Source organism: Photobacterium sp. DNB23_23_1 (assembly GCF_052873815.1).
In genome coordinates this window covers 15,631-39,624 of the sequence record NZ_JBNNXT010000020.1, presented here as the reverse complement: position 1 = coordinate 39,624, position 23,994 = coordinate 15,631, and the positions used below count along the sequence as shown (strand labels likewise).

Below are 23,994 nucleotides of genomic sequence, written 5' to 3'. Positions count from 1 at the left end.
GAATTATCAGTGTTTTATAGTGTGTTTATTACGAAGTCCACGCAGTCAACTTGGACCGCAAACGTTGCATCGCCTGACTGTGAATCTGGCAAACTCGGGATTCACTCACCCCGATAACCGCCCCTATCTCTTTGAGGTTTAGCTCCTCGTCGTAGTACAGGGACAAAACTAATGCTTCTCTTTCAGGCAGGGTTTTGATCGCTCCGGCCAAAGATTGACGAAAATTATCATCTACAACCCCCTGAAAGGGAAGATTTTCTTCAACCGATTCTTCATTTGCGACGGTGTCTTCAGCAACCCCCAGATCATCCATACCCACTAAACGACCACAATTAACATCATTTAAGGCTTGGTGGTACTGTTCTAGCGTCATTTCGAGATATGCCGCAATTTCCTGATCATTGGGATCCCGGCCGAGAGTACCTTCAAGGGCCGAAATGGCTTCAGCAATACGTCGGTTGTTTTTGTATACAGAGCGAGGAACCCAGTCCCCGCGGCGGATATCATCCAGCATGGCCCCGCGAATGCGGATGCCGGCAAAGGTTTCGAAACTCGCCCCCTTGGTCGGGTCGTAGTTTTTCTGAGCTTCAAGCAGGCCAATCATACCCGCCTGAATGAGATCTTCCAACATCACGCTTGGCGGCAAGCGGCCCATAAGGTGATGGGCAATACGCTTAACCAATGACGAGTAACGTTCGATAAAAGCCTGCGGGCTCGGCTGGTAGCGCCCATAGGTTAATGCCTTATTCACTGACTGGCACCTCCCGAGGGTGTCGGGTATTGACCAACAACCTTTCAACGAAGAATTCCAGATGACCACCAGGGCTTTGCGGGACCGGCCACATAGCCGCTTTGTTGGCCAAAGCCCCCAGAGCCAATGCTGCCGGGCTGCGCGGGAAGGCTTCCACCACCAGTTTCTGGCGTTTCACCGACTGGCGAACCCGATCATCAAGTGGAATACACGCCACCAGCTCGAGGTTGGCATCCAAAAAACGCTCAGCCACCCGAGTCAGCTTGATAAACAGATCGCGACCCTCTCGGTAACTGCGCACCATGTTAGCCACTATTTTAAAGCGCTGAACATCATATTCACGGCTGAGGATCTTAATCATGGCGTAGGCATCGGTGATCGACGTTGGCTCATCACAGACCACGACCACCACATCTTGAGCGGCGCGGGAAAAGCTGAGTACCATGTCTGAAATGCCTGCTGCGGTATCGACCAGCAACACATCAATATCGTCTTCAAGGGTACTGAACGCCCGGATCAACCCCATGTGCTGGGCGGCAGTCAGTTCAGCCATATTCTGGGTGCCGGAAGCGGCCGGGACAATTTTCACCCCGTATGGGCCTTCGACAATGATATCTTTAAGCTCGCACGCCCCAGCCAGCACATGTGATAAGTTACGGCCGGTACGTAAGCCAAGCATGACATCGACATTCGCCAATCCGAGGTCGGCATCGAGTACCATGACCCGTTTGCCCTGGCGAGCCATTGAAATCGCCATGTTCAGGGTCACATTGGTTTTCCCCACGCCCCCCTTACCGCCAGTCACGGTAATCACTTTGGTTGAGGTTAGCTGGGTCATACGGCGTAAACCGCTAGCTTGATCGTACATGGCGTTCTCAGTCATAAAAGTCTGCCCCCTGGTTCTCAGCGCTTTCGCTACTCCAGAAGTGGGTTTGCTGGCTTAACTCTTGTTCAAGTAATTCATTTGCCCGAGCAACCAGATAGTTCCCCGTGGCGACCTTAATGTCTTCCGGTACCCGTTGCCCATCAGCAAGATAAGCAATGGGTAGTGCGTGCTGTATCGATACGCTGATCACCTCACCCAAGCTCAGTGATTCGTCCAGCTTGGTCAGTACGCAGCCCGATAGTGGAATACGGCGGAAGTGTTCAATGGTTTCATGCAACACCCGGCGCTGTGCTGTTGAAGGCAGCACCAAGTAGCTGCGGATCTGCGACCCACTGTTTTGCATCAGGGTATCAAGTTGCTCCGATAGCCGAATATCACGTTGTCCCATCCCTGCGGTATCAAGCAGAACCAGGCGACGATGACGTAACTGATGTAATATATCGGCCAATTCCTCAGCATCTTTAGCTACTCTGACCGGACAGCCCATAATTCGTCCATAAGTGGCCAGCTGTTCATGGGCGCCGATACGGAACGTATCAGTCGTCACCATGGCAATTTGGTCAGGGCCAAACTCCATCGCTGCCCGTGCAGCCAACTTGGCAATCGTGGTGGTTTTCCCCACACCTGTTGGCCCAAGCAGCGCGACCACGCCACCACTTTCCAAAATACTGTCTTTGGTGGTAATAATCTGGTCAGAAAGCAGGTTCAGCAGTGCTGGCCATGCTTCGTTAGCCGGCACATCTTCAGGGATATAGCACGCTAGCTGATCAGCAAGCTCTTGCGACAGCCCCATTTTTTCCAACCGCTTGATCATCATTGCCCGCATCGGCTCACGACGTTCCATTTCCTGCCACATTAGGCCAGAAACTTGATGTTCGAGCAGACGACGGATCGAGGCCATTTCATTGCGCATCGCATCGATTTCGCCGGTGCTGTGGTTGCGCGCTTTGGGATCGTAGCGACTTGGGTCTAAACGATTTTTCGGCGGTTGCGGTGCACCAAATCGTGACTCTGAGCGGTGTGACTCTAATTGACTCTCTGCCGGGCCTGCAGAGCGCGAGGCATGCAGAGGTTCCGCCTGAGGAACAGCCGGACGACGATAATCACCGATATCGAGCTGGTGGCGACTTTGTTGGTGACCCGCTTGTTGACGGCCTGCCTGATGGCTTGAATGCCGGCTTGGTGTCTGACGAGCAGCAGGATCATTGAAATAAGACTCCGGCTGGCGACGCTGTGACTCTTGTGCCCTGCCGCCGCCAGCAGCATAGCGGCGTTCACCATATGACGGACTGGCAGATTGCTGGGGCTCATCGTGGCGGCCATAACGCGGCTCGTCACCATAATGCTTGGACTGGCGCTGCAACAGCGCGGACAACGAGTCGGCTTCATTGCCTTGACCACTGCCTTGCTCAGCATCACCAGACTGGCCGGTAAAATTGTTTAGCACTTTGGCAAACCGGCTTGATGGCGATTGCAGCTGAACCTTATCATCCGCCAGCTGCCGCTTAGCACTATCAAGCCGTTCGGCGAGCTCTTCGCGGGTTTTGCTGGCAGCTGATGACAGTTGGCCACGAGGATCCTCACTGTCCAGCGCTGCAACAATTTCCACCCCACCGGTGACCTTTTTATTCGACATGATGACCGCATCCGCACCCAACTCTTCCTTAACTTGGGTGAGCGCAGCACGCATATCCTTGGCAAAAAAACGTTTAATTTTCAATGTGACCTTCCCGTAATTTCAGGCCGTGAGGTGATGACAGTCCTAAGACCATCTCCGTCATCGTCATCGCCGTTACCGCCATTATGAATTCCCTACTGCATTGACAATACGGATCTGTTTCTCATCAGGTACTTCCTGATAAGACAACACGCGTAATGAAGGAATGGTGTTTTTTACAAATTTCGCGAGTGTCAGCCTCAGTACCCCCGATGTCAGCAACACGGCAGGTTCACCTTTCAGCTCTTGCTGCTGGGTCGCATCGACCAGTGAGCGCTGCAGGCGCTCAGCCAGGCCAGGCTCAATACCGGTCGACTCACCGCCGGAAGACTGCATCGTTTGATGCAAGATTTGCTCCAACTCTGGAACAAGAGTAATAACAGGCAATTCAGGCTCTATGCCATTGATTTCCTGGCAAATAAGTCGTTTCAAATTGACACGAACAGCCGCCGTAAGAATGTCAGGATCTTGACTCTTGGTGGAATATTCCGCCAACGTCTGCACAATTGTCCGTACATCCCTAATCGGGATTTCCTCATTAAGCAGGTTCTGCAGCACTTTAACAATGACACCCAAGCTAAGCAGATCCGGCACCAAACCTTCCACCAAACGCGGCGCAGACTTGGCCAACAAGTCGAGCAGGTTCTGAACTTCTTCGTAGCCAATCAGCTGAGCTGCACGGTTAGTTAAGATCTGGCTAAGATGGGTTGCCAGAACCGTCGAAGAATCGACCACGGTGTAGCCAAGGGCCTGGGCATGTTCGCGTTGGGAGTCATTGATCCATACGGCTTCAAGACCAAAAGCCGGATCGACGGTGCGCTCGCCGTCGACACTACCAAACACTTGGCCCGGGTTTATTGCCAATTCGCGGTTAGGATGGATATTGGCCTCACCACAGGCAACACCCATCAAGCTAATACGGTAGGTATTGGGCGGTAGCTCGAGGTTATCGCGAATATGAACGGCCGGGATCAAGAAACCAAAGTCCTGCGACAGTTTCTTCCTTACACCTTTGACTCGCTCCAGCAACTCGCCGCCTTGGTCTTTGTCGACCATAGGAATAAGGCGGTAGCCCACTTCGAGGCCGATGACATCAATCGGTTTGACGTCATCCCAAGACAACTCTTTTGGCAGTTGCGGTGCGACCACATCGCTCGAGGCTTCCTGCTCGTTGATTTCAGCTGCTTCGCGCTGTGATTTGATGCGCCAATAAGCGACCCCGCCAATAAGCGCAGCCAGTAACAAGAATGGGATATGCGGCATACCCGGCACGATACCCATCACAAACAGGATCCCACCGGTGATGATCAACGCCTGCGGGTTGTTGAACATCTGGAAAATCATCTGCTGGCCCATGTCTTCGTCAGTATTTTGACGCGTCACCATCATGGCGGCACCAATGGACAACAGCAACGAAGGAATTTGGGCCACAAGGCCGTCACCGATGGTCAGCAAGCTGTAGATTTCAATCGCCTGACCAAAACCAAGACCGTGCTGGCTCATACCAATGACCAGCCCGCCGACAATATTGATACACAGGATAAGGATACCGGCAATGGCATCCCCTTTCACAAACTTAGAGGCACCATCCATCGAACCGTAGAAGTCCGCTTCTTTGGTGACCTCAGAGCGACGGGTGCGGGCCTGATCCTGGTCAATCAAACCGGCATTCAAGTCCGCATCAATTGCCATTTGCTTACCCGGTAAGGCATCAAGGGTGAAGCGGGCACTTACCTCGGAAATACGGCCGGCACCTTTGGTCACCACCATGAAGTTGATAATCATCAAGATCAGGAAAACCACCAAACCAACCGCGTAGTTACCGCCGATCACCACCGAGCCGAAGGAATCGATAACCTGGCCCGCAGCATCTGGCCCGTCATGGCCATAAAGCAATACGACTCGGGTGGAAGCAACGTTCAATGCCAAGCGGAGCAAAGTCGCTATCAGCAATACTGTCGGAAAGGCAGCAAAATCAAGGGGACGACGAGTATAAATCGTCACCAGCAGTACCACGAGGGCAAGTGCGATATTGAAGGAAAAGGCCATATCCAGCAGTAATGGCGGCATTGGCAATATAATCATTGCCAGAGTTGCCAGTACCAAGACAGGCGCACCTATCGCAGGCATCGACTGTAAACGAGCTGGATTGAACTTATCGGTAAAAGGTAAAGATAGCTTCATGCAATGTCTGTAATGGTTTTGTTCCCGCTAAACCAAGACACCTTCAATATACCGGCAGTCAATGTGACAACACTGTATCTAGTGGGATCTGTGAGGGGTAGTTATAAGAATTTGGTATTGGTTATTGTACCGTTTTCACCGGTAAACAAAAAGCAACCGACGCTAGCTAATAAGCAATTATCATGCCTTAAAATAGTGTCATTTTCTTGACTTTTTTAGCAAAAATGTGCAGTTGATAGTAAATACTAACCAGGATAAATAATTAATAACGGAATTCGTTAGGGATATCCGAGGCTTCCTTGGACAAAGCGGGTTTACGCCCACGCCCTTTCTGGTATTGCTTAAGCTGGTAAATATACGCCAGCACCTGTGCCACGGCGGCAAACAACCCGTCGGGGATCTGCTGCTCGAGTTCAGTCGTGTGATACAGGGCCCTGGCCAGTGGCGGCGCAGGGACTATTTCGATCTCGTGTTCGTTGGCAATTTCACGGATTTTCAATGCCAAGAAATCGGTTCCTTTCGCAATGACTACCGGTGCCGAGTCAATCTTGGAGTCATAGCGCAGTGCAACAGAAAAGTGCTCCGGGTTGGTAATGACAACATCGGCCTGCGGGACATCGGCCATCATTCTCCGCTGTGCCATTTCACGCTGAAGCATACGGATACGGCCCTTCACTTCCGGCTTACCTTCCGAGTCCTTGAATTCGTCCTTCACTTCCTGTTTGGTCATCTTAAGCTGTTCATTGTGCTGCCAGATCTGGAACGGGATATCGATAGCCACCACCACCAATAAGGAACAACTGATCAAAAAAATGAAATTGAGTAAAATATCCAGTGCGTGAGCGATATTTTTCGGATACACCTCGCGGCTGAGTTGGTAGAAATCGGTCAGGTGAGCCTTGAGTAGGAAGAAAGCCACCCCAACCACCAACAGAACTTTGAGGATCGACTTGATCAGCTCAACCAAACTCTGCTTGCCCATCATTCGTTTGAAGCCACTTAGCGGATTCAACTTGGACAACTTCGGGGCTGCCGCTTGGGACGAAAAGCGGATCCCACCTAAGCCCGTGGCGCCAATAAACGCGGCGACATAAACAAACAGCAAGAAGGTCAATAATGGAAGCAGCAGGTTACCAAGAGCCGACACAATCAAGCCAAACAGCTGTGACAGATCGAATATTTCCTCTCGGGTTAGGCTAAACAGTCTGGTCATGACCTCGCCGATCCCCCGGCCAAGCGCTTCTCCAAACCACATCATACCGACGGCGCCAGCCACCAGCACAGCAATCGATGCCAGTTCCCTCGACCGGGGAACCTGTCCTTTTTCGCGGGCCTGATCCCGCCTTCGGGGCGTGGCCTCTTCGGTTCTTTCTTGTCCGTCAGAATCAGCCATTAACAATCCAACCGAATTAAACTACACACTTGCTCGACACCGACCTGCCATATCGCTTCGTAGTGCGGCAAAATACCTGCAATCAAGAACCAGCTGATCACAAAACCCAGCAAAAGGGCAAATGAAAAGCCAAGGGCAAAAATATTCAGCTGAGGCGCTGCCCGGGTCATGACACCAAACGACATATTGACCACCAGCAAGGCCACCACACCGGCAATTGCCATACTCAGAGCAAACTTGAACATATGACCAAACCATTGCGCCATCTGGTAGTAATCACCAGCATCAAGCATCGACTCACCCACAGGCAGCGTATGGAAACTCATCGCCACCAGTTTGAGCATCACTAAATGGCCATCGGTGGCCAGAAAAATCATCACCACCAGAAACATATAAAACTGGCCCAGCACCGGGGTATTCTGCCCGTTGGACGGGTCGACCATAGAGGCAAAACCCAAGCTCGACTGCATACCGAGGATCTGTCCCAGCAGAATGAAAGTCTGGGTGACAAACGTCGTCACCATCCCCATAGCCACACCGATGATCACCTGCTGGCCAGTGGTGATGAACCCCTGCAACGACATCAAGGGAATATCGACCGGGGCAACCGGCAAGACCGGTAACAGCGCAAAGGTAAACAGCAATGAGACATAGAGACGAATTTTAGGTGCGACATAGCGAGCACCAAAAAACGTCATCACCATCATCATCGATGAGATCCGGGTCAGCGGCCAGAAAATCGTTGCCAGCCACTCCAATAGCAAGGGTGCAGGATAATTCATCATTAGTGCAGCAGTTGCGGGATGTAATCAATCATCTGGTGGAAATAATCCATCAGCATCTGGGTCATCATGTGGCCGAAGAACATCAGAGCCAGCAAGGTCACGATCAACCTTGGCAAGAAGCTCAGGGTCTGTTCGTTTATCGAGGTTGCCGCCTGGAAGACAGCAACCACCAAACCAATCAACAAACCCGGCACCACAATGGAACAGACCATGATCAGTACCATGTAGAGTGCATCTTGGAAGATTTCGACAAAAAACTCCGGTGTCACGTCCCAAAACTCCCAGCCAAGGTTGATAGGATCAAGTTCCAGCCATCCACCAACACAAACAGCATTAGCTTAAACGGCAAAGAAACGATCATCGGCGAAAGCATCATCATACCCATGGCCATCAACACCGATGCCACCACCAAATCAATGATCAAAAAGGGCAGAAACAACATAAAGCCTATCTGGAACGCCGTTTTCAACTCCGAGGTCACAAAGGCCGGGATCAGTACCGTCATCGGTACTTCCTGCGGATCGGTAGCGTCCGAGCCTGACATCTCGACAAAGGTTTCTAAATCTTTAACCCGCGTCTGTTTGAGCATGAACTGGCGCAGCGGATCTTGGGCCGCTTCTAGCGCTTGGGAAGCACTCACCTGTTCGTTCATATAAGGCTGAACAGCTTCGGTATTGATCTTGTCGAGCACCGGTGACATCACGAAAAAGGTCATGAACATGGCAATACCGATAATCACCTGGTTCGACGGCGTCTGCTGTAAGCCCATCGCCTGACGTAATATTGAGATGACCACCACAATCCGGGTAAAAGAGGTCATCAGGATCACGATGGCCGGCAAGAACCCCAAGGCAGTCATCAACGCCAAGATTTGCAGGGTTATCGAATAATCTTCACTGCCATCCGGGTTTACTGTCACCGAAAAGGCCGGTATACCACTTCCACCGCTTTGGGTCAGTGCCATCGCGGTTGAGCCCGCTTCGTTTTGCATCTCGCTCAATGTCGCGCCCGGTTGAGCAGCGACGCCGTCAACCAACCCCGCCGCCGTTTCTGCCGCAGCAGGAAACACCAGCAGAAGCGAAAAAGCCGCCAATAAGGCGGCAATGAAATTAGTTCTTATCATTTTTTCTCAACAGCTTTCCCAGCTGGCTGGCAAACTCCCCGCCATCCTGACCTTGCTCCGCAACAATCGGGTTATCGAGTTTTCCGAGCAATGAAATATTATGTTGGGTCACCCCGACCAGCATCTGCTCTTCACCGACCTGCAGCAGAACGATGCGTTCGCGCTGGCCAACAGGCAGTTGGCGCAAGATACGAATGGCGCTATCGCCACCCTGCAAACCGGGTAGCTTCATCCTTTTGATCAGCCAAGCCAACAGAACGATAACCGCCAAAACCAACAACAAGGAGGCGAGCGTGGTCGCCAAATTCAATTCAGGTGCCATCATTAACGCAGCTTCTTGATCCGTTCGGTCTGACTGATCACATCTGTCAGACGGATACCGAATTTGTCATTGACCACCACGACTTCGCCGTGGGCGATCAGGGTACCGTTAACCATCACATCCAGCGATTCACCGGCGACACGATCAAGCTCTACAACTGAGCCTTGGTTAAGTTGCAGCAAGTTTCGAATACTGATTTGCGTCCGGCCAACTTCCATCGAGATAGTCACTGGGATATCCAAGATTGTATCGAGCTTGCGCCGTTCATTTTCACCAATTGGAGGTGATTCATCGGTCAGCTCTTCCAGCGGCGCAGGCTGCGCCCCTTCGTCAGTCGCCTGCTCAGCTAAAGCCGCCGCCCAATCGTCGGCAATTTGTTGATCATTATTAGACATGTTTGTACCTATTCGGATCTCGTCCTTAATTGTCTGTATCGTCACTGTGAAGATTCAACAGTGCCGAGCCTAGTTCATCGCGATCGAGGAAAGCCAAGTCGCTTTTCACCATATCCGGACGCTTTAATTTTTCGGTGATCTTCAGTGCGATATTCTCGCCCGATTTCCCCATTTTTGCGCGGTAGGTTGGCAAGTCTTCGACAAAGACCGTAGCAGCTTCCGGCACATCAATCGGGATCACATCCCCCGGCTGAAGTTCCATCAAATCACGCAGGGTCAGGTCAACATCGAGTAACTTGGCCCGCATATTCACCGGCACATCCATGATTTCATCACGCAATGCCTTGCTCCAACGAACATCGGTATCCATCTTGTCACTCTGGACACCGGCATCGAGCAATTCGCGGATCGGTTCAACCATGGAGTAAGGCATCACGACATGGAAGTCACCACCGCCACCGTCCACCTCGATATGGAACGAGCTGACAACAATTACCTCAGTCGGGCTGACGATGTTGGCCATCGTCGGGTTCACTTCGGAGTCAAGGTATTCAAATTCCACCCCCATCACCGGTGACCATGCCTCGCGGTAATCCTCAAACACCAGCTTCAGCAGCATCTGAACAATACGACGCTCTGTTGGCGTAAATTCACGCCCTTCAATCTTGGCGTGAAACCGGCCATCGCCACCGAAGAAGTTCTCCACCAAAATGAAGACCAGCCGGGCTTCCATGGTGATCAGTGCTGTGCCCTTGAGCGGGCGAAAGCGCACCATATTCAAACTGGTCGGGACATACAGGGTATTCTGATACTCACCAAACTTGAGCATCTGTACCCCGTTGATAGAAACTTCGGCTGTTTTTCGTAACATATTAAACAAGCTGATCCGCATATGGCGGGCAAAACGCTCGTTAATCAGCTCCAGTGTGGGCATCCGCCCACGGACTATCCTGTCTTGTGATGAAAAATCAAAAGCGATGATGCCAGTTTCACTCTGGCCATCGTCATCATCATCGACATCGTCGACACCGTGTAAGAGGGCGTCAATTTCGTCCTGAGTTAATAAGTCACTCACATAAAACCTATTGCATTACAAAACCAGTAAACAGCACCCGTTCAACCGCTTGTCGACCGGATACCTTAAGCAGAGCTTCTTGAACAGCCGCCAACGATTGGCTACGCAGCTCCAATCGCCCTGTCGGCGTTCTCAATTGCTCAACAGTTGCAGCACCAAATGTCTGCAACAACGTACTTTCTATCAGCGGTATATGCTGACGGGCGGCAGCTTCATTGCTATCCCCCCTGACCATTAGCTGAACTTTTACCTGCACCAACCTGTCACGCGCATCACCGCTAACATTAAAAATGAATGGTTGGGGCAAAATGACATAGTAGGCGGATTCCAGCACTGCCGGTGCTGTTGGGCTCGCCGAGCCAGACTGTGCGGTGTCAGGCTCCGACGATGAGTCACTGAAGAAAAACCATGCTCCAGCACCGACTCCAGCGAGCAGAACAACCGCCAGCACGGCAATAATAATGAGCTTTTGCTTTCCGCCTGATTGCGCTTCACCTGCCATCTTTAATTCGTCCTTTGTCTTTGTTCATTACCGTACTCGGCCAGTTTAACAGACTGAACACTTAGGCATAATAATCAACACCGTCTTTTGGTGCCGTCATCCACAAATCAGCAGAATGAGAGTGTGCAGTGGTACCCTGTGCCAAACCATGAGGATCCGCTTGACCACCTCCCTGACTACCATGCTGGGGGGAAGAGCCCGGCTGACCATTGGCTTGCTGCTGCGAACCGCCAGCAAACTGGCGACTGCTATCCTGCTGAACCGTGCTTTGTGCTAACTGCAGCCCTTGCTGTTGCAGCAGTTCACGTAAGCGGGGCATAGCTTGTTCGACCAAGTCCCGCGATTGCTGATTGGCCACGGTAATTTGCACCGACGCCTGATCGTTGTTCATTGATAGCTTGATCTGCAATTTACCAAGCTCTGGCGGGTCAAGGCGAATATCAACATGCTTGAGGTTCTTTGACATCATCACCTGCACCCTGTCCGCCAACTGCTCTCCGGCTTGCTCTTTGCTCAGCAGCAAAGGGGATTGGGCCGTTCCCGGCTTCTCGCCCTCGGCCGTCAATATGCCTGCCGCCGCGCTTCGATGCGTGGCATGAGAACCATGTACTTCACCCTGACTGCTTAAGCCGTCATCCAGTGAAGTCGCAGCCAATGCACTTGCATTGCCCTTCGCTTCCAGCGAATCCTTCAACGAACCGGATGACAATGACTGGCCCATCAAGGCCGCTAATTCGCTGTTCGGCGCTGATTGAAATGGTGACTTACCCTGGACGGCCTTAAGCTCGGCGGACTCACCATTGGTCAATGCCATCCCCGATAAAGCAAACTTGCCCGAGTGCTCACCTTTTACCTGCTTGCCATCGGCCTGTGCCGCGCCATCTTTCTCTTGTGCCACCAGCCCATCGATACTCACAGCAGCTTTATTAACCGCGTCCTTACCGTACTTTCCAACCAAGCCGTCTTTTCCAACCAAGCCGTTTTGTTCAGCTACAGCCTCTTCGGATAATGCTTCGGCACCAGGCGGCAACAACTTGCCATCTGTTCCCGCTCCGGCTACCTCGCCGTTTGCGGCCTGTGCATTTGTCCCCGCAGAGGTACCCGAGAGTTGACTGCGTGATGCTGTTAAGCGCTGAAGCAGCTCTTCGCCTTCGCTCATTGATGACTTGGCGTTGTCAGGCTTGGCTAGAGATGAAGCCGCAATGTGACCAGCAGCACTTGCAGCTGAATCGTCAGCGGGTTGCTCATCGTCGGCTGGACTGCCTGCTTGATTGTCTAATAAGCGCCCTGCCTTTTTGCCATCCGACTCATCTAGGCCTTCAGCCTCCAGACTGCCATCCTGAATTAGTTCATTTTTATCAATATGCTGTGCTACATCATCAGTGGCTTCACTCGCGCCCACAGGTGGCTTTTGCGTGCTAGCAACGTTGCCATCTTCACCTGTGGTTTTCGCCTCGGCGTCCAGCGAAACCGGTTCCGCTGTCGCCTCTTTACCCATCGCCCCTTGCAGAGTTTGGCTAAAGCTTTTTTCCGGCGCCGCGTCCAATTCGCCCGGCAGGCCTTCTGTTGCCACAGAGGACTTGGATGCGCCCGTAGATGCGACCGGAACGGTATCCGTTTTGAATAAGTGAGATAAAAACATAATGAAGATCGCGCTTTGACAGTGGCCTATACCCGTATCAATGCAAAAAGTACGCCAATAAAAGAGTCTTGGAGACTAGCACCCATAATACGGGCAACTGACAAACACGCCACCCGCTAGTGGCCCATCAGGCGACGGGCATATTGCATGGTGGCAAACTCATCCATCATTTTCTGCTCTTGCTTGTCCAGCAAGCGCTGCCGCTCTGTCTGTTTTTTGTCAATTAACCACTCAATGGAACGCCGTTGTTTACGCATTTCCTGCCAATGCCGACTGCATTGCTCCACCTGCTGGTCAAAATGAGCGCCAGCACTCCTCTGCTTGACCAAGGTTTCATCAAGCTGATTCAAGAACTTTTGCAAATGATTATACGCGCTGGCAGTTAACCCCTGCTGGCCCCGCTCTGATAATTGACGACAGTAATCCAAGCGGTATTGTTCTATCTGTTGAAGCTGCTGCAAGTAATTTTCGCGCTCAATACGGGCTTGGTTCAGTGCCAGCGATGCTTTATGTTCAGCATCTGCACTCTGGGTTAAAATCAGCTCTAGTGCACTATCCGCTGCCATCACTTTCTCCTGACCCATCAATTTCTTTTAAAATAGTCATCAACACGCTATTTATTGCCCGCTAAGAACTGAACGCAGCATGTTGACACACATCTCATAGGGTACTGACTCTTTCATTGATTGCTGCATATACCCGTCCAATCGAGGTTTCAGGGCAAATGACTGATCGATAGCCTGATCGGTGCCGGGCTTATAGGCACCAATTGACACCAAATCCTGATTCTTGCGGCAAATCGACAGCACTTGCCGTACCGCCTTGGACATCATCAGGTGCTCTTCGCTCACAATCGCTGGCATCACACGGCTCACCGAGCGCTCGACATCGATCGCTGGATAATGGCCTGCATCAGCAAGTTCTCGTGATAATACGATGTGGCCATCCAAGATGGCACGAGATGCATCGGCGATCGGATCTTGCAGATCATCCCCTTCGGTCAGCACGGTGAAGAAAGCGGTAATAGAGCCCTGATGCTCACCACCATTACCTGCCCGCTCAACCAGTGCTGGCAATTTGGCAAATACCGAAGGCGGATAACCCTTGGTGGCTGGCGGCTCGCCAACAGAGAGGGCGATCTCACGCTGAGCTTGGGCAAAGCGGGTCAGTGAGTCCATCAGCAACAAAACATCCAGCCCTTGGTCACGGAAATATTCCGCGATCGTCAAGGCCGTTTGGCAGCCTTTCAGTCGCATCAGTGGTGAAGCATCGGCAGGAGCTGCCACGACGACTGCTCGCTGTCGTCCTTCCGTGCCAAGGATCTCGTCAATAAACTCTTTAACTTCTCGGCCTCGCTCGCCGATAAGGCCAACGACCACAACTTGTGCCGTGGTGCCGCGAGTCATCATCCCCAAGGTCACAGACTTACCGACACCTGAACCGGCAAATAGGCCGATACGCTGCCCCTTGCCGACAGTCAGCAAACCGTTAACAGCCTTCAAACCGACATCCAGCGGTTCTTTAATAGGTTTTCTGGCCAGCGGGTTTATCGGTTCGGCATTAAATGCCGCCCGCTGGCCGGTATAGATATCACCCAGACCATCAAGTGGATTACCGACACCATCGATGACCCTGCCAAGCAGTTCCATACCCACCGGGATCCCCCCGGCTTCGGTGATTGGCGTGACTCTTGCGCCGGGCATAATGCCGGTCAGCTGTTCACTGGGCATCAAAAATAGGGTTTCGCCGGAGAAACCGACCACCTCTGCTTCCATCTCGCCAGAGAGGGTTTCTACCTTACACTGGCTACCAACAGGAGCCCGGCACCCGACCGCTTCCAGGGTCAGGCCAACGACGCGTACCAAACGGCCAGAGGCCACCGGCCGACATGTCGTATTGGCAGTTTGGTAGCGGGATAAACGTTCAGCCAGGTTGGCCATTAGGCTTCCCCGGACTCTTTGCCTGTTTCTTTACAAGCGGTAGGCTGAGGCTGGCTATTGAGGCCAACAAATTGCTCAAGCGAATGGCGCAAACGGGTTTCCATCTGATAGTCGATGAGCGAATTGCCTGATTCAACAAACAAATCCCCTCGGCTCATTGCCGGCTCGGCCTGAAGCGTCCACTGCCGCTCTGTCAAGTTCTCGGTTCCGTATGCCTGCTTGATAATATCCAGATCATCGGGGTGAAGTTGAATCGTGGTTTTCTGCGCGGCCATCGGCAGTGCAGCAATCCCTTCGCGCAGGGTTTGCAAAATCACCTGAGGGTTAGTTTTCAGCTCAACCTGCACCAACTCTCGGGCCAAGCTGGTAACAAGCTGAACCAGCTGCTGCTCAACCGCGTCATCCACTTGTTTCAACGGCGTTGCTAATTTTTCTACCAGCTGGGTTAGATAACAAACCTGCTCGTCTATTTGCGCTTTACCTTGCGCTAAGCCCTGCTCCAAACCTTGAGCCAAACCTTGCTCTAAACCCTGTTGCTGCCCTTGCTCTAACCCTTGCTGCATGCCTTGTTCAAAGCCTTCAGCATGACCCGCAGTACGGCCCTCACTAATACCTTCTTCATAGGCTGAGTGGCGGATGTCATCCAAATCGGCCGCAGTTAGCGGCGGCACTTCAGGCTCTTCGTCAAGCGGCTCTACCTGCCACTCGGGTTCGTAATTAAACGCATTTTCAGAAATGCCTTCGTGTTCAGAGGAGTAATCCGGGTAGGCCCAGCGTTCAAGCTCTTGCGCCTGATGTTCAGGTACACGAAGGAAGCCGCGGCGGCGCTCCATCGAACGGTCACTAGACATAAGCAGCCTTTAAACGGCGTAGGCTCTGTGGGTTATTACAAGAATTCATCTGCACCGCTCCCGGTCAACATAAGCTCGCCAGCATCTGACAAGCGACGGGCAATCGATAGAATCTCTTTTTGGGCAGACTCAACATCAGCCACTCGAATTGGTCCCATTGCCTCAAGATCATCTTGCAGCATTTCAGCAGCACGCTTGGACATGTTACGCATGATTTTCTCGCGCAGCGTATCATCAGCCCCCTTAAGGGCTTTCTGCAATAGGTCTTGCGGTACATCGCGCATCAGTGTCTGAATACCGCGGTCATCCACTTCAGCAAGGTTATCGAAGACAAACATCAGATCTTCAATCTGGGTCGCCATATCTTCGTCATTGTCGCGAATTTGATCCATGAGTGCGCCTTCAACATTGTTGTCGAGGTAGTTCATGATCTCGGCTGCTGCCTTCAGGCCGCCAATCTTCGCCGCCTGTGCACCGGCCTGACCAGCAAACTGTTTCTCCATGATATCGTTCAGCTCATGCAGTGCCGCCGGCTGAACTTCTTCAAGGTTGGCAATTCGCATCATCAAATCCAAACGCACCCGCTCTGGGAACTGCGCCAGAATCTCCGCTGACTGCTCAGGCTCAAGGTACGACAGAACAATGGTTTGGATCTGTGGGTGTTCGTTAAGGATGATACTGGCCACCTGCCTTGGATCCATCCACTTAAGGGAATCAAGACCTCGCGAACCACTGCCCATCAAGATCTGATCGACAAGGTTATTTGCCTTATCTTCACCCAGTGCTGCGATCAGGGTATTCCGGACAAAGTCTTCACTGCCCATACCGATACTGGTGTATTTCTGGATATCCTCCAGGAAATGACGATGAACAGCAGACACTTTTTCTTGGTTTAGATCTGCCATTTGCGCCATCACACCACCGACCCGTTGCACTTGTTTGGGCTCAAGGTGACGGATAATACTGGCAGCATCCTGCTCATTAAGACTCAGCAGCAAAATCGCAGCTTTATCCGCCCCGGTCAGGGTGGTGATATCAAATTTCTTATTGTCTGTGGTTGCGATTTCATTAGCCATCTTCAGTTACCCAACTTTTAACAACCTGCGCTGCCAGATCCGGTTCGTTTGCCACAAGGGCACGTACCGCTTTTAGCAAATCTTCATCTTTATGCAGGTTTGGTAGATCCAGATTGCTACTGCTTAATTCAAGCGATTCGACGCCATCAAGTTCACTGCCAATCAGGTCAACAGACTCATGACGACCAGGCGGCATAGGCAAACCATTTTCATCCAATGGTGTACCATCAGCCGATTGATTTGGATACAGCAGCTTGCGCATCGCTGGGCGTACCATCACTACCATGATCACAATAATCACCAGAGCGGCGGCAAGCCAACGAACCCAGGTGTTGAAATTCGGATGATCCCAAATCGGCAGGTCCGCCACCATTTGCTCTTCAGGTACGGCAAACGGCACTGAAATCACTTCCAGCATGTCACCACGCATTTCAGAGAAACCGACACCACCTTTGAGCAAGCGGGAGATTTTTGCCAGTTCCGCCTCACTCAGTGCAACTCGGGTTAGCTCTCCGGTTTCTGGGTTTAGTACCTGTTTGTAATCGATCGCAACGGACACTGTCTGGCGATCAACCGTACCGGTTTGTGCCCGGCGGTGCCTGATTGTGGTATCCAGCTCATAATTTCGGGTCGCTTCTCGGTGAACAGAGTTATTCCCGGTACGGCCGCCCGACTGTAGTTCAGCCACTTCCTGCGGAATCGCACTGTCTACCGGTGGTTGGTTACTCAAGGCGCCAGGAATACCCGCGACTATGTTGCCGTTGTTGATGTCTTCTAATGTATATTCACTGCGGGTTGACTGAGACGCCGGATCATATTGCTTGCGGGTTTCTTCCACCGCGCTGAAGTCCATCGACACATCAACCTGGGCGGTATAGTTGCCAAGCCCCAATACCGGGATCAAAATCGCATCGATTTTCTCGCGCAGCGCCTGCTCTTGCTTGCGCTCCAATTCATATTCTTTGCGGCGAGCCGTTGCCTGCGGATCGGCCGTGCCTGAACTGAGCAGTCGGCCGTGCTGATCGGTAACCGTCACACGGGTCGGTTTGAGTCCAGGTACAGCCGTGGCAACCATATCGACAATCGAATCAACTTCCTGCTGACCTAAGCTGCCACCAGTAGACAAGGTCAGAAATACCGTGGCTGACGCTTCCTGGTTATGACGAACAAATACACTTTGCTTTGGCATCGCAAGCAACACCTGAGCCTGACGAACCTGACGAATTTGTTCAATTGCCCGCGCCAGTTGGCGCTCTCGGCTGAGCTTCAAACGCTCTTGCTCAAGGCGTTGTGACACACCAAAACCCATGTCCTGCAACAGGATGTCATCGCCCATGGCCGTTGCTTGGTTCAAGCCCGCCCGGGTCAATTCCAACTTAATCGCAGAAAAGTCGTCCGCAGGGACGCGGATGGTGTTGCCATCAAGGGTATAGTTGATTTTTTTCTGATCGAAGTGATCAAGGATCGGGATCAGCTCTGCCGTTTCATAGGTTCCCATCGGCCGCATTTCCGGCTCTTTTATCCAGGAAACGACAAGGACGATCAAAGCGACACAAATAGCGACCGACAGAACCAGAACGACCTGGCGCAGCACATCTAGGTTCCCCAGCATGCTATCAACACGTGAGGCCCCCCTTTCTTCAGCATCTGGGTTCTGAAGCATTGAATCGCTGTCCGCCATCATCGCTGTCGATGGTGAATTGCCAGCTACCGCGAGCTCGTTGTTAGTTGATGGTTCCGACACGCACTATATTCCTAAATTAGACCGGCATATTCATGAGTTCTTTGTACGCTTCGACCATTTTATTACGTACCTGTACCGTCGCTTCGAAAGCAACGCTGGATTTGTTACGCGCAATCATGACATCAGACAGGGAAACACTGCGGTCGCCTTGGTCGAAACGTGTTGCTAAATCATTGGATTGTGACTGCACCTGGTTAACGCCTTTGATGGCATCGCCCAGCATGGCCCCGAAATCAGCGCTGACCTGTTGACCGGTTGCCGGGCGGGATGCGTTGGTTGCTTCCAGTTGCATGGCCTGCATTTCGGCCTGAAGTCCATTTACTTTCATTACTCTCTCCTACCCGTCAAAATGTTGTCGCCGAATAATTTTATAAATATTATCACGTTAAGTATGAAGGAATTCGTCCATCATTACGGTATTCAAACTGGGATATCTATTCCAGCATCACGCATTTTTGCCAATTTATAGCGCAGCGTTCTTGGACTGATCCCTAATTTTTCCGCAACATCCTTGCGCCGTCCATCGCAGGCACGAATGGTGTCTAGAATAATCGAAAACTCTTGTTCCCGCAGCTCATTTCCTAACCCATCCGCTGGTGTTGCCATTTTTGCTGATTCAGCAGCCTGTTGCTCCGTTGCCACATTCGGCACCGCATGTGACACACCGGTTGCCTCATCACCAAAGTGCGTGCTCGCCATGGGTTCAATCAACGTCTGTAAGCCATCGGCCTGCAGCCAGTCCAGCCCTTCGAGCAAAATATCAGACTCCACCACCGATTGACCATGACGCAAGATCAACGCCCGTTGAATCACATTGTCGAGCTCCCGAACATTGCCCGGCCAGGAGTACTGCTTGAGTTTACCCATTGCCGCGGGTGAAAAATCAGGGATCGGCTGCCCCTGTTTGCTACAGTGGCGCGCCATCAAATATTTCGCCAACGGCTCAATATCCCCCGGCCGTTCGGACAGTGCCGGCCACAGCAGCGGAAACACATTGAGACGGTAATACAAGTCCTCACGGAAATGACCTTGCGCAACATACTCTTTCAAATCACGGTTGCTGGTTGCCAGAACGCGGACATCCAACTTGATACTCTTACGGCCACCCAGGCGTTCAACCTCACGCTCCTGCAATACCCTTAGCAGTTTGGCCTGCAAGTTCAAGTCCATTTCACTGATTTCATCAAGCAGAATTGTCCCGCCCTGAGCTTGCTCGAACTTGCCTGGACACGCTTGAATGGCACCGGTAAACGCCCCTTTTTCATAACCAAACAGGGTCGCTTCAAGCATATTGTCTGGAATGGCGGCGCAATTAATCGCCACAAAAGGACCGTCACTGCGGTTCGAGTGCTGATGGATATAGCGCGACATCACTTCTTTTCCCGAACCACTGGGGCCCAGCACCATCACACTCGCATCCGTCTTGGCAACTTTCTCAGCCAATGCCAGTAGTTTCAATGACTTTTCGTCAGCGGCAACGGTATGGCCGTTTTCACTTTTCACCGGCGCATAGCGACTGACCATATTGAGCAACACTTCAGGGGCAAATGGCTTGGCCATATAGTCAATCGCGCCGTCTTTCATCGCCGAGACGGCATCTTCGATATTGGCATATGCAGTCATCAGCAAAACCGGCAACTTAGGCCAGTGCTGCTTGATACTGCGTAGCAAACCCAGGCCATCCATTCCGGCCATTTGAACATCCGACACGACGATATCGACCGTATTGGCTTTGAGCGTCAACAGGGCCTGTTCGGCGCTATCAGCCTCCAGCGAGTGGTAACCGGCCAATGCCAGTGTATCAACCAAGGCTTCGCGTAACCCCTCGTCATCCTCGACAACCAAAACACGGTTTGGGTTCATAGTGTTACTCCTGTCGGATCCAATTGTTGTTCATTGTGCTCTTCTTGAGCGGCCTCAGCTTGCGGCAATGATAAGGTAAAGCAAGCCCCTTTTCCGAGCTCAGATTCTACGGTTAACCTTCCCTTGTGGGCACTGGCGACCATTTGCACTACCGCCAATCCAAGTCCGGTTCCCTGTTGGCGCGTGGTGTAAAAAGGCTCCAAGATTTTCTGTTGCATCTCAGGGGCGATGCCCGGTCCGTTATCCAATACCGCCAAATGGATCCAACCACTTTGCTCGACAACCTTCACCGCGACCCGGCACTGCTTGCCCGCCATTTGGATGGCATTGGTGATCAAGTTGCTGACCGCACTCGCCAATGCATTGGCGTTGCCCAATAGCTGCAAAGATTCGTCGTCACAATCAATACTGAAATCAACGTGGTTGCCCAGCACCTGTGCTTCGACCATGCTATCCAGTTCATTGAGCAGGGTTTCAAGGCTAAAGCACTCCACCACTTTGTTGTCGCCACCTTTGGCAAACAACAACATGTCATTTACTTGCTTTTCCAAGTCATGCAAGCGATCGACAAGCTTGCCCTGAAAACGCTCTCGCATTGGCGCCGTCAAATTCGGTGCGGCCAAATTAGAGGCATATAACATCGCACTGGATAACGGCGTCCTTACTTGGTGTGCTAATGACGCCACCATTTTGCCAAGTGATGACAGACGCTGCATTTCACTGACCCTTGACTGCAACAGGCGAGTTTCTGTCATGTCGGTGATGAAAATCAGCTGGCCGCTGTTCGATGCCGAGATAGCCAGTTTCACCCTACGGCCGTTTTTCAATGAGATCTCATGGCCGTCATCGTCACGGGGAGAGAAAGCCCGATGGATAACATCGACCCAGCGCTGGTCCAGTAGCGGCTCGCCAAGCAAACGAATTGCTTCGGGGTTGGCCTCGTGGACAATACCGCCCGGATCCAAAAAAATCACCCCAGATGGCATCACTTCCAGCACCTGCTGATAGCGGCTAACTTGCTGTGACAATGTCCCCAAAGCGGAACTTGAAGTAAGCGGGGTACTCAGGGCTGGCTGATTATCATCCATGGAAAACCTAATAAAACGAAAATGGGCACATCGCGACGCGTAAAGAAAGAAATGAGCTACGAGCTCGGCGTGGAACGTCCAGCACTACGCTGTCAAAAAATGCCATTATAAAATGCCAAGAACAAGAAGCATGCATGAATAGTGCCATAATTATATCTTGATTATCAGCACGTTATCCATAGGGGAAGATAAAAAAGACGCCAATAATTTGGCGCCTTAGGAATGATGGTATTTTGACTAGCGACTTAAGCCATATTTGCGCATTTTTTCAACCAAGGTGGTGCGGCGCATTCCCAGCATGTCAGCTGCCCGGGCAACAACCCCGCCCTGCGCTTCCAGAGCTTGGCTGATCATGTCAATTTCTAGCTCTGCCAGCATTTCCTTCAAGTTCACCCCTTCCGGCGGTAAATCACTGTGACCCTGAGCATCATCCAGCTCCGAACTATGGCTGCTAAACATATCAGCCAATGCCAGCCTTTCATGATCGTCTACCGACAGGAAGTTTTCTTCCGGCTGGAACTCTGGGAACTGGCTGTAGCGATACTTCATCGGCAAGTGACTGATGTCTACCATTTCGCCCGGATAAAGAATGATCAAACGCTCAACCAAGTTAGCCAACTCACGAATATTGCCTGGCCAATCATGCTCCATCAAAGAGGTGACAGCGCGAGGAGTAAAGTGGATAGGCTTAGCACCTTGGGCTTCCATCCGAGCCAATAGCTCTTGCAGCAGTAAAGGAATATCTTCCATTCGCTCGCGAAGGGCCGGCATCTCAATTGGGAAGACGTTCAAGCGGTAATACAGATCTTCACGGAATTTTTCATCGGCAATCATTGATTCGAGATCACGATGCGTTGCCGCAACAATACGCACATCCGCTTTTATCGTTTCACTACCACCCACACGCTCAAAGCAGCGCTCCTGCAATACACGCAGCAGCTTCACCTGCATGGACATTGGCATGTCGCCAATTTCATCCAAGAACAAGGTACCACCTTCGGCCAGCTCAAAGCGGCCCTTACGCGTAGAAACTGCACCGGTAAAAGCCCCTTTTTCATGACCGAAAAGTTCGCTCTCCAGCAGATCGGGTGGGATAGCTCCACAGTTAACCGGCACAAATGGCCCTTTGCCTCGCGTCGAGTGGTAATGGATATTACGCGCGACAACCTCTTTACCCGTGCCTGACTCGCCGAAAATCAATACGCTGGCATCTGTTGAAGCGACTTGCTCCATCAAATGGCGGATCTGGCTAATGGCTTCGCTGCGCCCAACCATACTACGGAACAAAGTATTCTTGCGGCCCAGAGAGGGTAATTGGAAAGTTTGCTTGCCCAAAAACTCTTTGCAATGGCGGAAGGCATCCATCAATTGGCCATAGTGCAATGGCTTGTCGAGGTTGCCGATATAATTGGGTAAAGATGCCAGTTCACTTTCATGATCGCTCATGGAGATCACTGGAATGTGGTTATGGGTGCGCAAAAAATTAAGCAGCGTGCTCAATGACTGACTGGAACTGACCTTGCCTAGTAAACATGCCCCCCACTCTTTTTCACCGTGCGTACTGTTAACCTCTAGAGACGAATATGCCTCATACTGCTCACCAATAAAGGAAAGGATCACGCTTAAATCATGGCGATGCTGTTGGTCATCATCAATAACGAGGGTATGAACTTGCATAGAAAAGAGTTTGCCTGCCTACTTAAGAGTTATTTCGTACTAACATTATCGACTTTCATATTCAAAACTATGAAAAACACTGCCTAATGCGACGAGAAACCACTTCAAATCTTATCCGACCATTGTAATTAAAGTACAGAAGAAGGCAACCAACGGTGAGCAAAAGCTGTGAAGCTATCCCAGTGAAAAATAAGCTGAGATAGCTATCGAGTAGATTTTATACTGGAGAGAATCGAGAAAAACCTCACAACCGTATTGGCAGGCTGTTATGATTCTTCTGCTAAGTGGTGAAATTCAGCAGGGATTTGCTCCCACGCCGACTTAATTTCACGTAGTAAATCGACCACTTCGGTGAACTTTTCCGGCTGGTTGTTCGAGTTGCCCTCAATCACATGGCGCATCATGAAGTCGTACAAGCTATCAAGGTTGGTTGCGATATCGCCGCCATCTTCCATCGACAGGCTGTCACGCAATGTGCCGATAATCGCCAGTGCCTTAGACACTCGCTCACCTTTCACTGACGTATTCCCCTGCTCCATCGCCGCTTTGGCTTGAACCAAACGCTCAATCGCACCTGATAGTAACATTAGTACTACACGGTGTGGCGATGCGCTGGCCAACTGAGAGTTAACGGAGACTTGTTTATATGCCTGAAGCGAACCACGCATAGTTATTTCCTATTTATTTTTGATACATTTTATAGACAGAGACTGATTTTTTGCCTTGCTTGGCGGTCAGGAGTTTCTGCCTGATACGGGCTTTATTTTGTTCTAGTAGTGCTTTCAAATCGCGAGTACGTTGCTGGACGTCCTCAAAGGTTTCCCGGCTGAGGCGTTCTTGATCAGCCAGGATTAATTTAACGCGTTCATGCCTTGCCGCGACGAGTTGCTCAAGCTGCTCGGGAAAATCATCTGGGTAATCCTCAAGTTCTAGCAAGGCCTTTATATGTCGTTCTAAATTTGCTAACTCTTGCATGGGTA

General features: G+C 51.5%; 24 protein-coding genes. All 24 read right to left on the bottom strand.

The genetic code is table 11. The features are described 5' to 3' along the window. Positions 1–28 precede the first annotated feature (28 nt). The 24 genes from ACVA53_RS13995 to ACVA53_RS13880 all read right to left on the bottom strand — a co-directional run bounded on the left by ACVA53_RS13995 (position 29) and on the right by ACVA53_RS13880 (position 23,989). A complete protein-coding gene (locus tag ACVA53_RS13995; RefSeq protein ID WP_255042183.1) occupies positions 29–751 on the bottom strand; it encodes an RNA polymerase sigma factor FliA in 723 nt (240 codons plus the stop codon). Then, positions 744–1,634, bottom strand: coding sequence for a MinD/ParA family protein (locus ACVA53_RS13990; protein ID WP_446505401.1), 891 nt, complete (start codon positions 1,632–1,634; stop codon positions 744–746). Before ACVA53_RS13990 ends, ACVA53_RS13995 begins: the two co-directional genes overlap by 8 nt. After that, positions 1,627–3,357: a flagellar biosynthesis protein FlhF gene (gene flhF / locus ACVA53_RS13985; protein ID WP_446505400.1), complete on the bottom strand. Its 1,731-nt coding sequence runs from the start codon at positions 3,355–3,357 to the stop codon at positions 1,627–1,629. The genes ACVA53_RS13990 and flhF overlap by 8 nt, the downstream gene beginning before the upstream one ends. Before the next feature lie 81 nt (positions 3,358–3,438). Further along, positions 3,439–5,538, bottom strand: coding sequence for a flagellar biosynthesis protein FlhA (gene flhA, locus ACVA53_RS13980; RefSeq protein ID WP_446505399.1), 2,100 nt, complete (start codon positions 5,536–5,538; stop codon positions 3,439–3,441). Positions 5,539–5,800: 262 nt separating this feature from the next. Beyond that, positions 5,801–6,931: a flagellar biosynthesis protein FlhB gene (gene flhB / locus ACVA53_RS13975; RefSeq protein WP_255042176.1), complete on the bottom strand. Its 1,131-nt coding sequence runs from the start codon at positions 6,929–6,931 to the stop codon at positions 5,801–5,803. Continuing rightward, positions 6,931–7,713, bottom strand: a complete 783-nt coding sequence (gene fliR / locus ACVA53_RS13970; RefSeq protein ID WP_255042210.1) for a flagellar biosynthetic protein FliR — start codon at positions 7,711–7,713, stop codon at positions 6,931–6,933. The genes flhB and fliR overlap by 1 nt, the downstream gene beginning before the upstream one ends. Before the next feature lie 2 nt (positions 7,714–7,715). Beyond that, the gene (gene fliQ, locus ACVA53_RS13965) at positions 7,716–7,985 is read right to left on the bottom strand and encodes a flagellar biosynthesis protein FliQ (RefSeq protein ID WP_255042174.1); all 270 of its coding nucleotides are present in this window, start codon (positions 7,983–7,985) and stop codon (positions 7,716–7,718) included. Beyond that, entirely contained in the window at positions 7,982–8,839 is an 858-nt protein-coding gene (fliP, locus tag ACVA53_RS13960) for a flagellar type III secretion system pore protein FliP (protein ID WP_255042173.1), read from the bottom strand. Before fliP ends, fliQ begins: the two co-directional genes overlap by 4 nt. Continuing rightward, entirely contained in the window at positions 8,826–9,164 is a 339-nt protein-coding gene (gene fliO / locus ACVA53_RS13955) for a flagellar biosynthetic protein FliO (protein WP_255042172.1), read from the bottom strand. The genes fliP and fliO overlap by 14 nt, the downstream gene beginning before the upstream one ends. Beyond that, positions 9,164–9,556: a flagellar motor switch protein FliN gene (gene fliN / locus ACVA53_RS13950; RefSeq protein WP_446505398.1), complete on the bottom strand. Its 393-nt coding sequence runs from the start codon at positions 9,554–9,556 to the stop codon at positions 9,164–9,166. The genes fliO and fliN overlap by 1 nt, the downstream gene beginning before the upstream one ends. A 25-nt stretch (positions 9,557–9,581) precedes the next feature. Further along, complete coding sequence (fliM, locus tag ACVA53_RS13945; RefSeq protein ID WP_446505397.1) at positions 9,582–10,631, bottom strand: flagellar motor switch protein FliM; 1,050 nt, start codon at positions 10,629–10,631, stop codon at positions 9,582–9,584. A gap of 7 nt (positions 10,632–10,638) precedes the next feature. Beyond that, positions 10,639–11,133 carry a flagellar basal body-associated protein FliL gene (gene fliL, locus ACVA53_RS13940; RefSeq protein ID WP_446505396.1) on the bottom strand — a complete coding sequence of 165 codons (495 nt, stop codon included), beginning with the start codon at positions 11,131–11,133 and terminating at the stop codon, positions 10,639–10,641. 61 nt (positions 11,134–11,194) lie between these two features. Continuing rightward, the gene (locus ACVA53_RS13935; protein ID WP_446505395.1) at positions 11,195–12,775 is read right to left on the bottom strand and encodes a flagellar hook-length control protein FliK; all 1,581 of its coding nucleotides are present in this window, start codon (positions 12,773–12,775) and stop codon (positions 11,195–11,197) included. 116 nt (positions 12,776–12,891) lie between these two features. Then, the gene (gene fliJ, locus ACVA53_RS13930) at positions 12,892–13,341 is read right to left on the bottom strand and encodes a flagellar export protein FliJ (RefSeq protein ID WP_255042166.1); all 450 of its coding nucleotides are present in this window, start codon (positions 13,339–13,341) and stop codon (positions 12,892–12,894) included. A 51-nt stretch (positions 13,342–13,392) separates the two neighbouring features. Beyond that, positions 13,393–14,715 (bottom strand): flagellar protein export ATPase FliI, encoded by a 1,323-nt coding sequence (gene fliI, locus ACVA53_RS13925; protein ID WP_255042165.1) that lies wholly within the window; start codon positions 14,713–14,715, stop codon positions 13,393–13,395. After that, positions 14,715–15,566 (bottom strand): flagellar assembly protein FliH, encoded by an 852-nt coding sequence (gene fliH, locus ACVA53_RS13920; protein WP_446505394.1) that lies wholly within the window; start codon positions 15,564–15,566, stop codon positions 14,715–14,717. The genes fliI and fliH overlap by 1 nt, the downstream gene beginning before the upstream one ends. A gap of 35 nt (positions 15,567–15,601) precedes the next feature. Beyond that, positions 15,602–16,642 (bottom strand): flagellar motor switch protein FliG, encoded by a 1,041-nt coding sequence (gene fliG, locus ACVA53_RS13915; RefSeq protein ID WP_446505393.1) that lies wholly within the window; start codon positions 16,640–16,642, stop codon positions 15,602–15,604. Beyond that, complete coding sequence (gene fliF / locus ACVA53_RS13910; RefSeq protein ID WP_446505392.1) at positions 16,635–18,386, bottom strand: flagellar basal-body MS-ring/collar protein FliF; 1,752 nt, start codon at positions 18,384–18,386, stop codon at positions 16,635–16,637. The genes fliG and fliF overlap by 8 nt, the downstream gene beginning before the upstream one ends. Positions 18,387–18,402: 16 nt before the next feature. Next, the gene (gene fliE / locus ACVA53_RS13905) at positions 18,403–18,714 is read right to left on the bottom strand and encodes a flagellar hook-basal body complex protein FliE (RefSeq protein WP_255042159.1); all 312 of its coding nucleotides are present in this window, start codon (positions 18,712–18,714) and stop codon (positions 18,403–18,405) included. A 92-nt stretch (positions 18,715–18,806) separates the two neighbouring features. Beyond that, a complete protein-coding gene (locus tag ACVA53_RS13900) occupies positions 18,807–20,249 on the bottom strand; it encodes a sigma-54-dependent transcriptional regulator (protein ID WP_446505391.1) in 1,443 nt (480 codons plus the stop codon). After that, complete coding sequence (locus ACVA53_RS13895; RefSeq protein WP_446505390.1) at positions 20,246–21,337, bottom strand: sensor histidine kinase; 1,092 nt, start codon at positions 21,335–21,337, stop codon at positions 20,246–20,248. The genes ACVA53_RS13900 and ACVA53_RS13895 overlap by 4 nt, the downstream gene beginning before the upstream one ends. 237 nt (positions 21,338–21,574) lie before the next feature. Continuing rightward, positions 21,575–23,014, bottom strand: a complete 1,440-nt coding sequence (locus ACVA53_RS13890; protein ID WP_446505389.1) for a sigma-54 dependent transcriptional regulator — start codon at positions 23,012–23,014, stop codon at positions 21,575–21,577. Between the two features lie 266 nt (positions 23,015–23,280). Further along, the gene (fliS, locus tag ACVA53_RS13885) at positions 23,281–23,682 is read right to left on the bottom strand and encodes a flagellar export chaperone FliS (RefSeq protein WP_255042155.1); all 402 of its coding nucleotides are present in this window, start codon (positions 23,680–23,682) and stop codon (positions 23,281–23,283) included. A 13-nt stretch (positions 23,683–23,695) separates the two neighbouring features. Continuing rightward, positions 23,696–23,989, bottom strand: a complete 294-nt coding sequence (locus ACVA53_RS13880) for a flagellar biosynthesis protein FliS (RefSeq protein ID WP_446505388.1) — start codon at positions 23,987–23,989, stop codon at positions 23,696–23,698. Between the last annotated feature and the right edge of the window lie 5 nt (positions 23,990–23,994).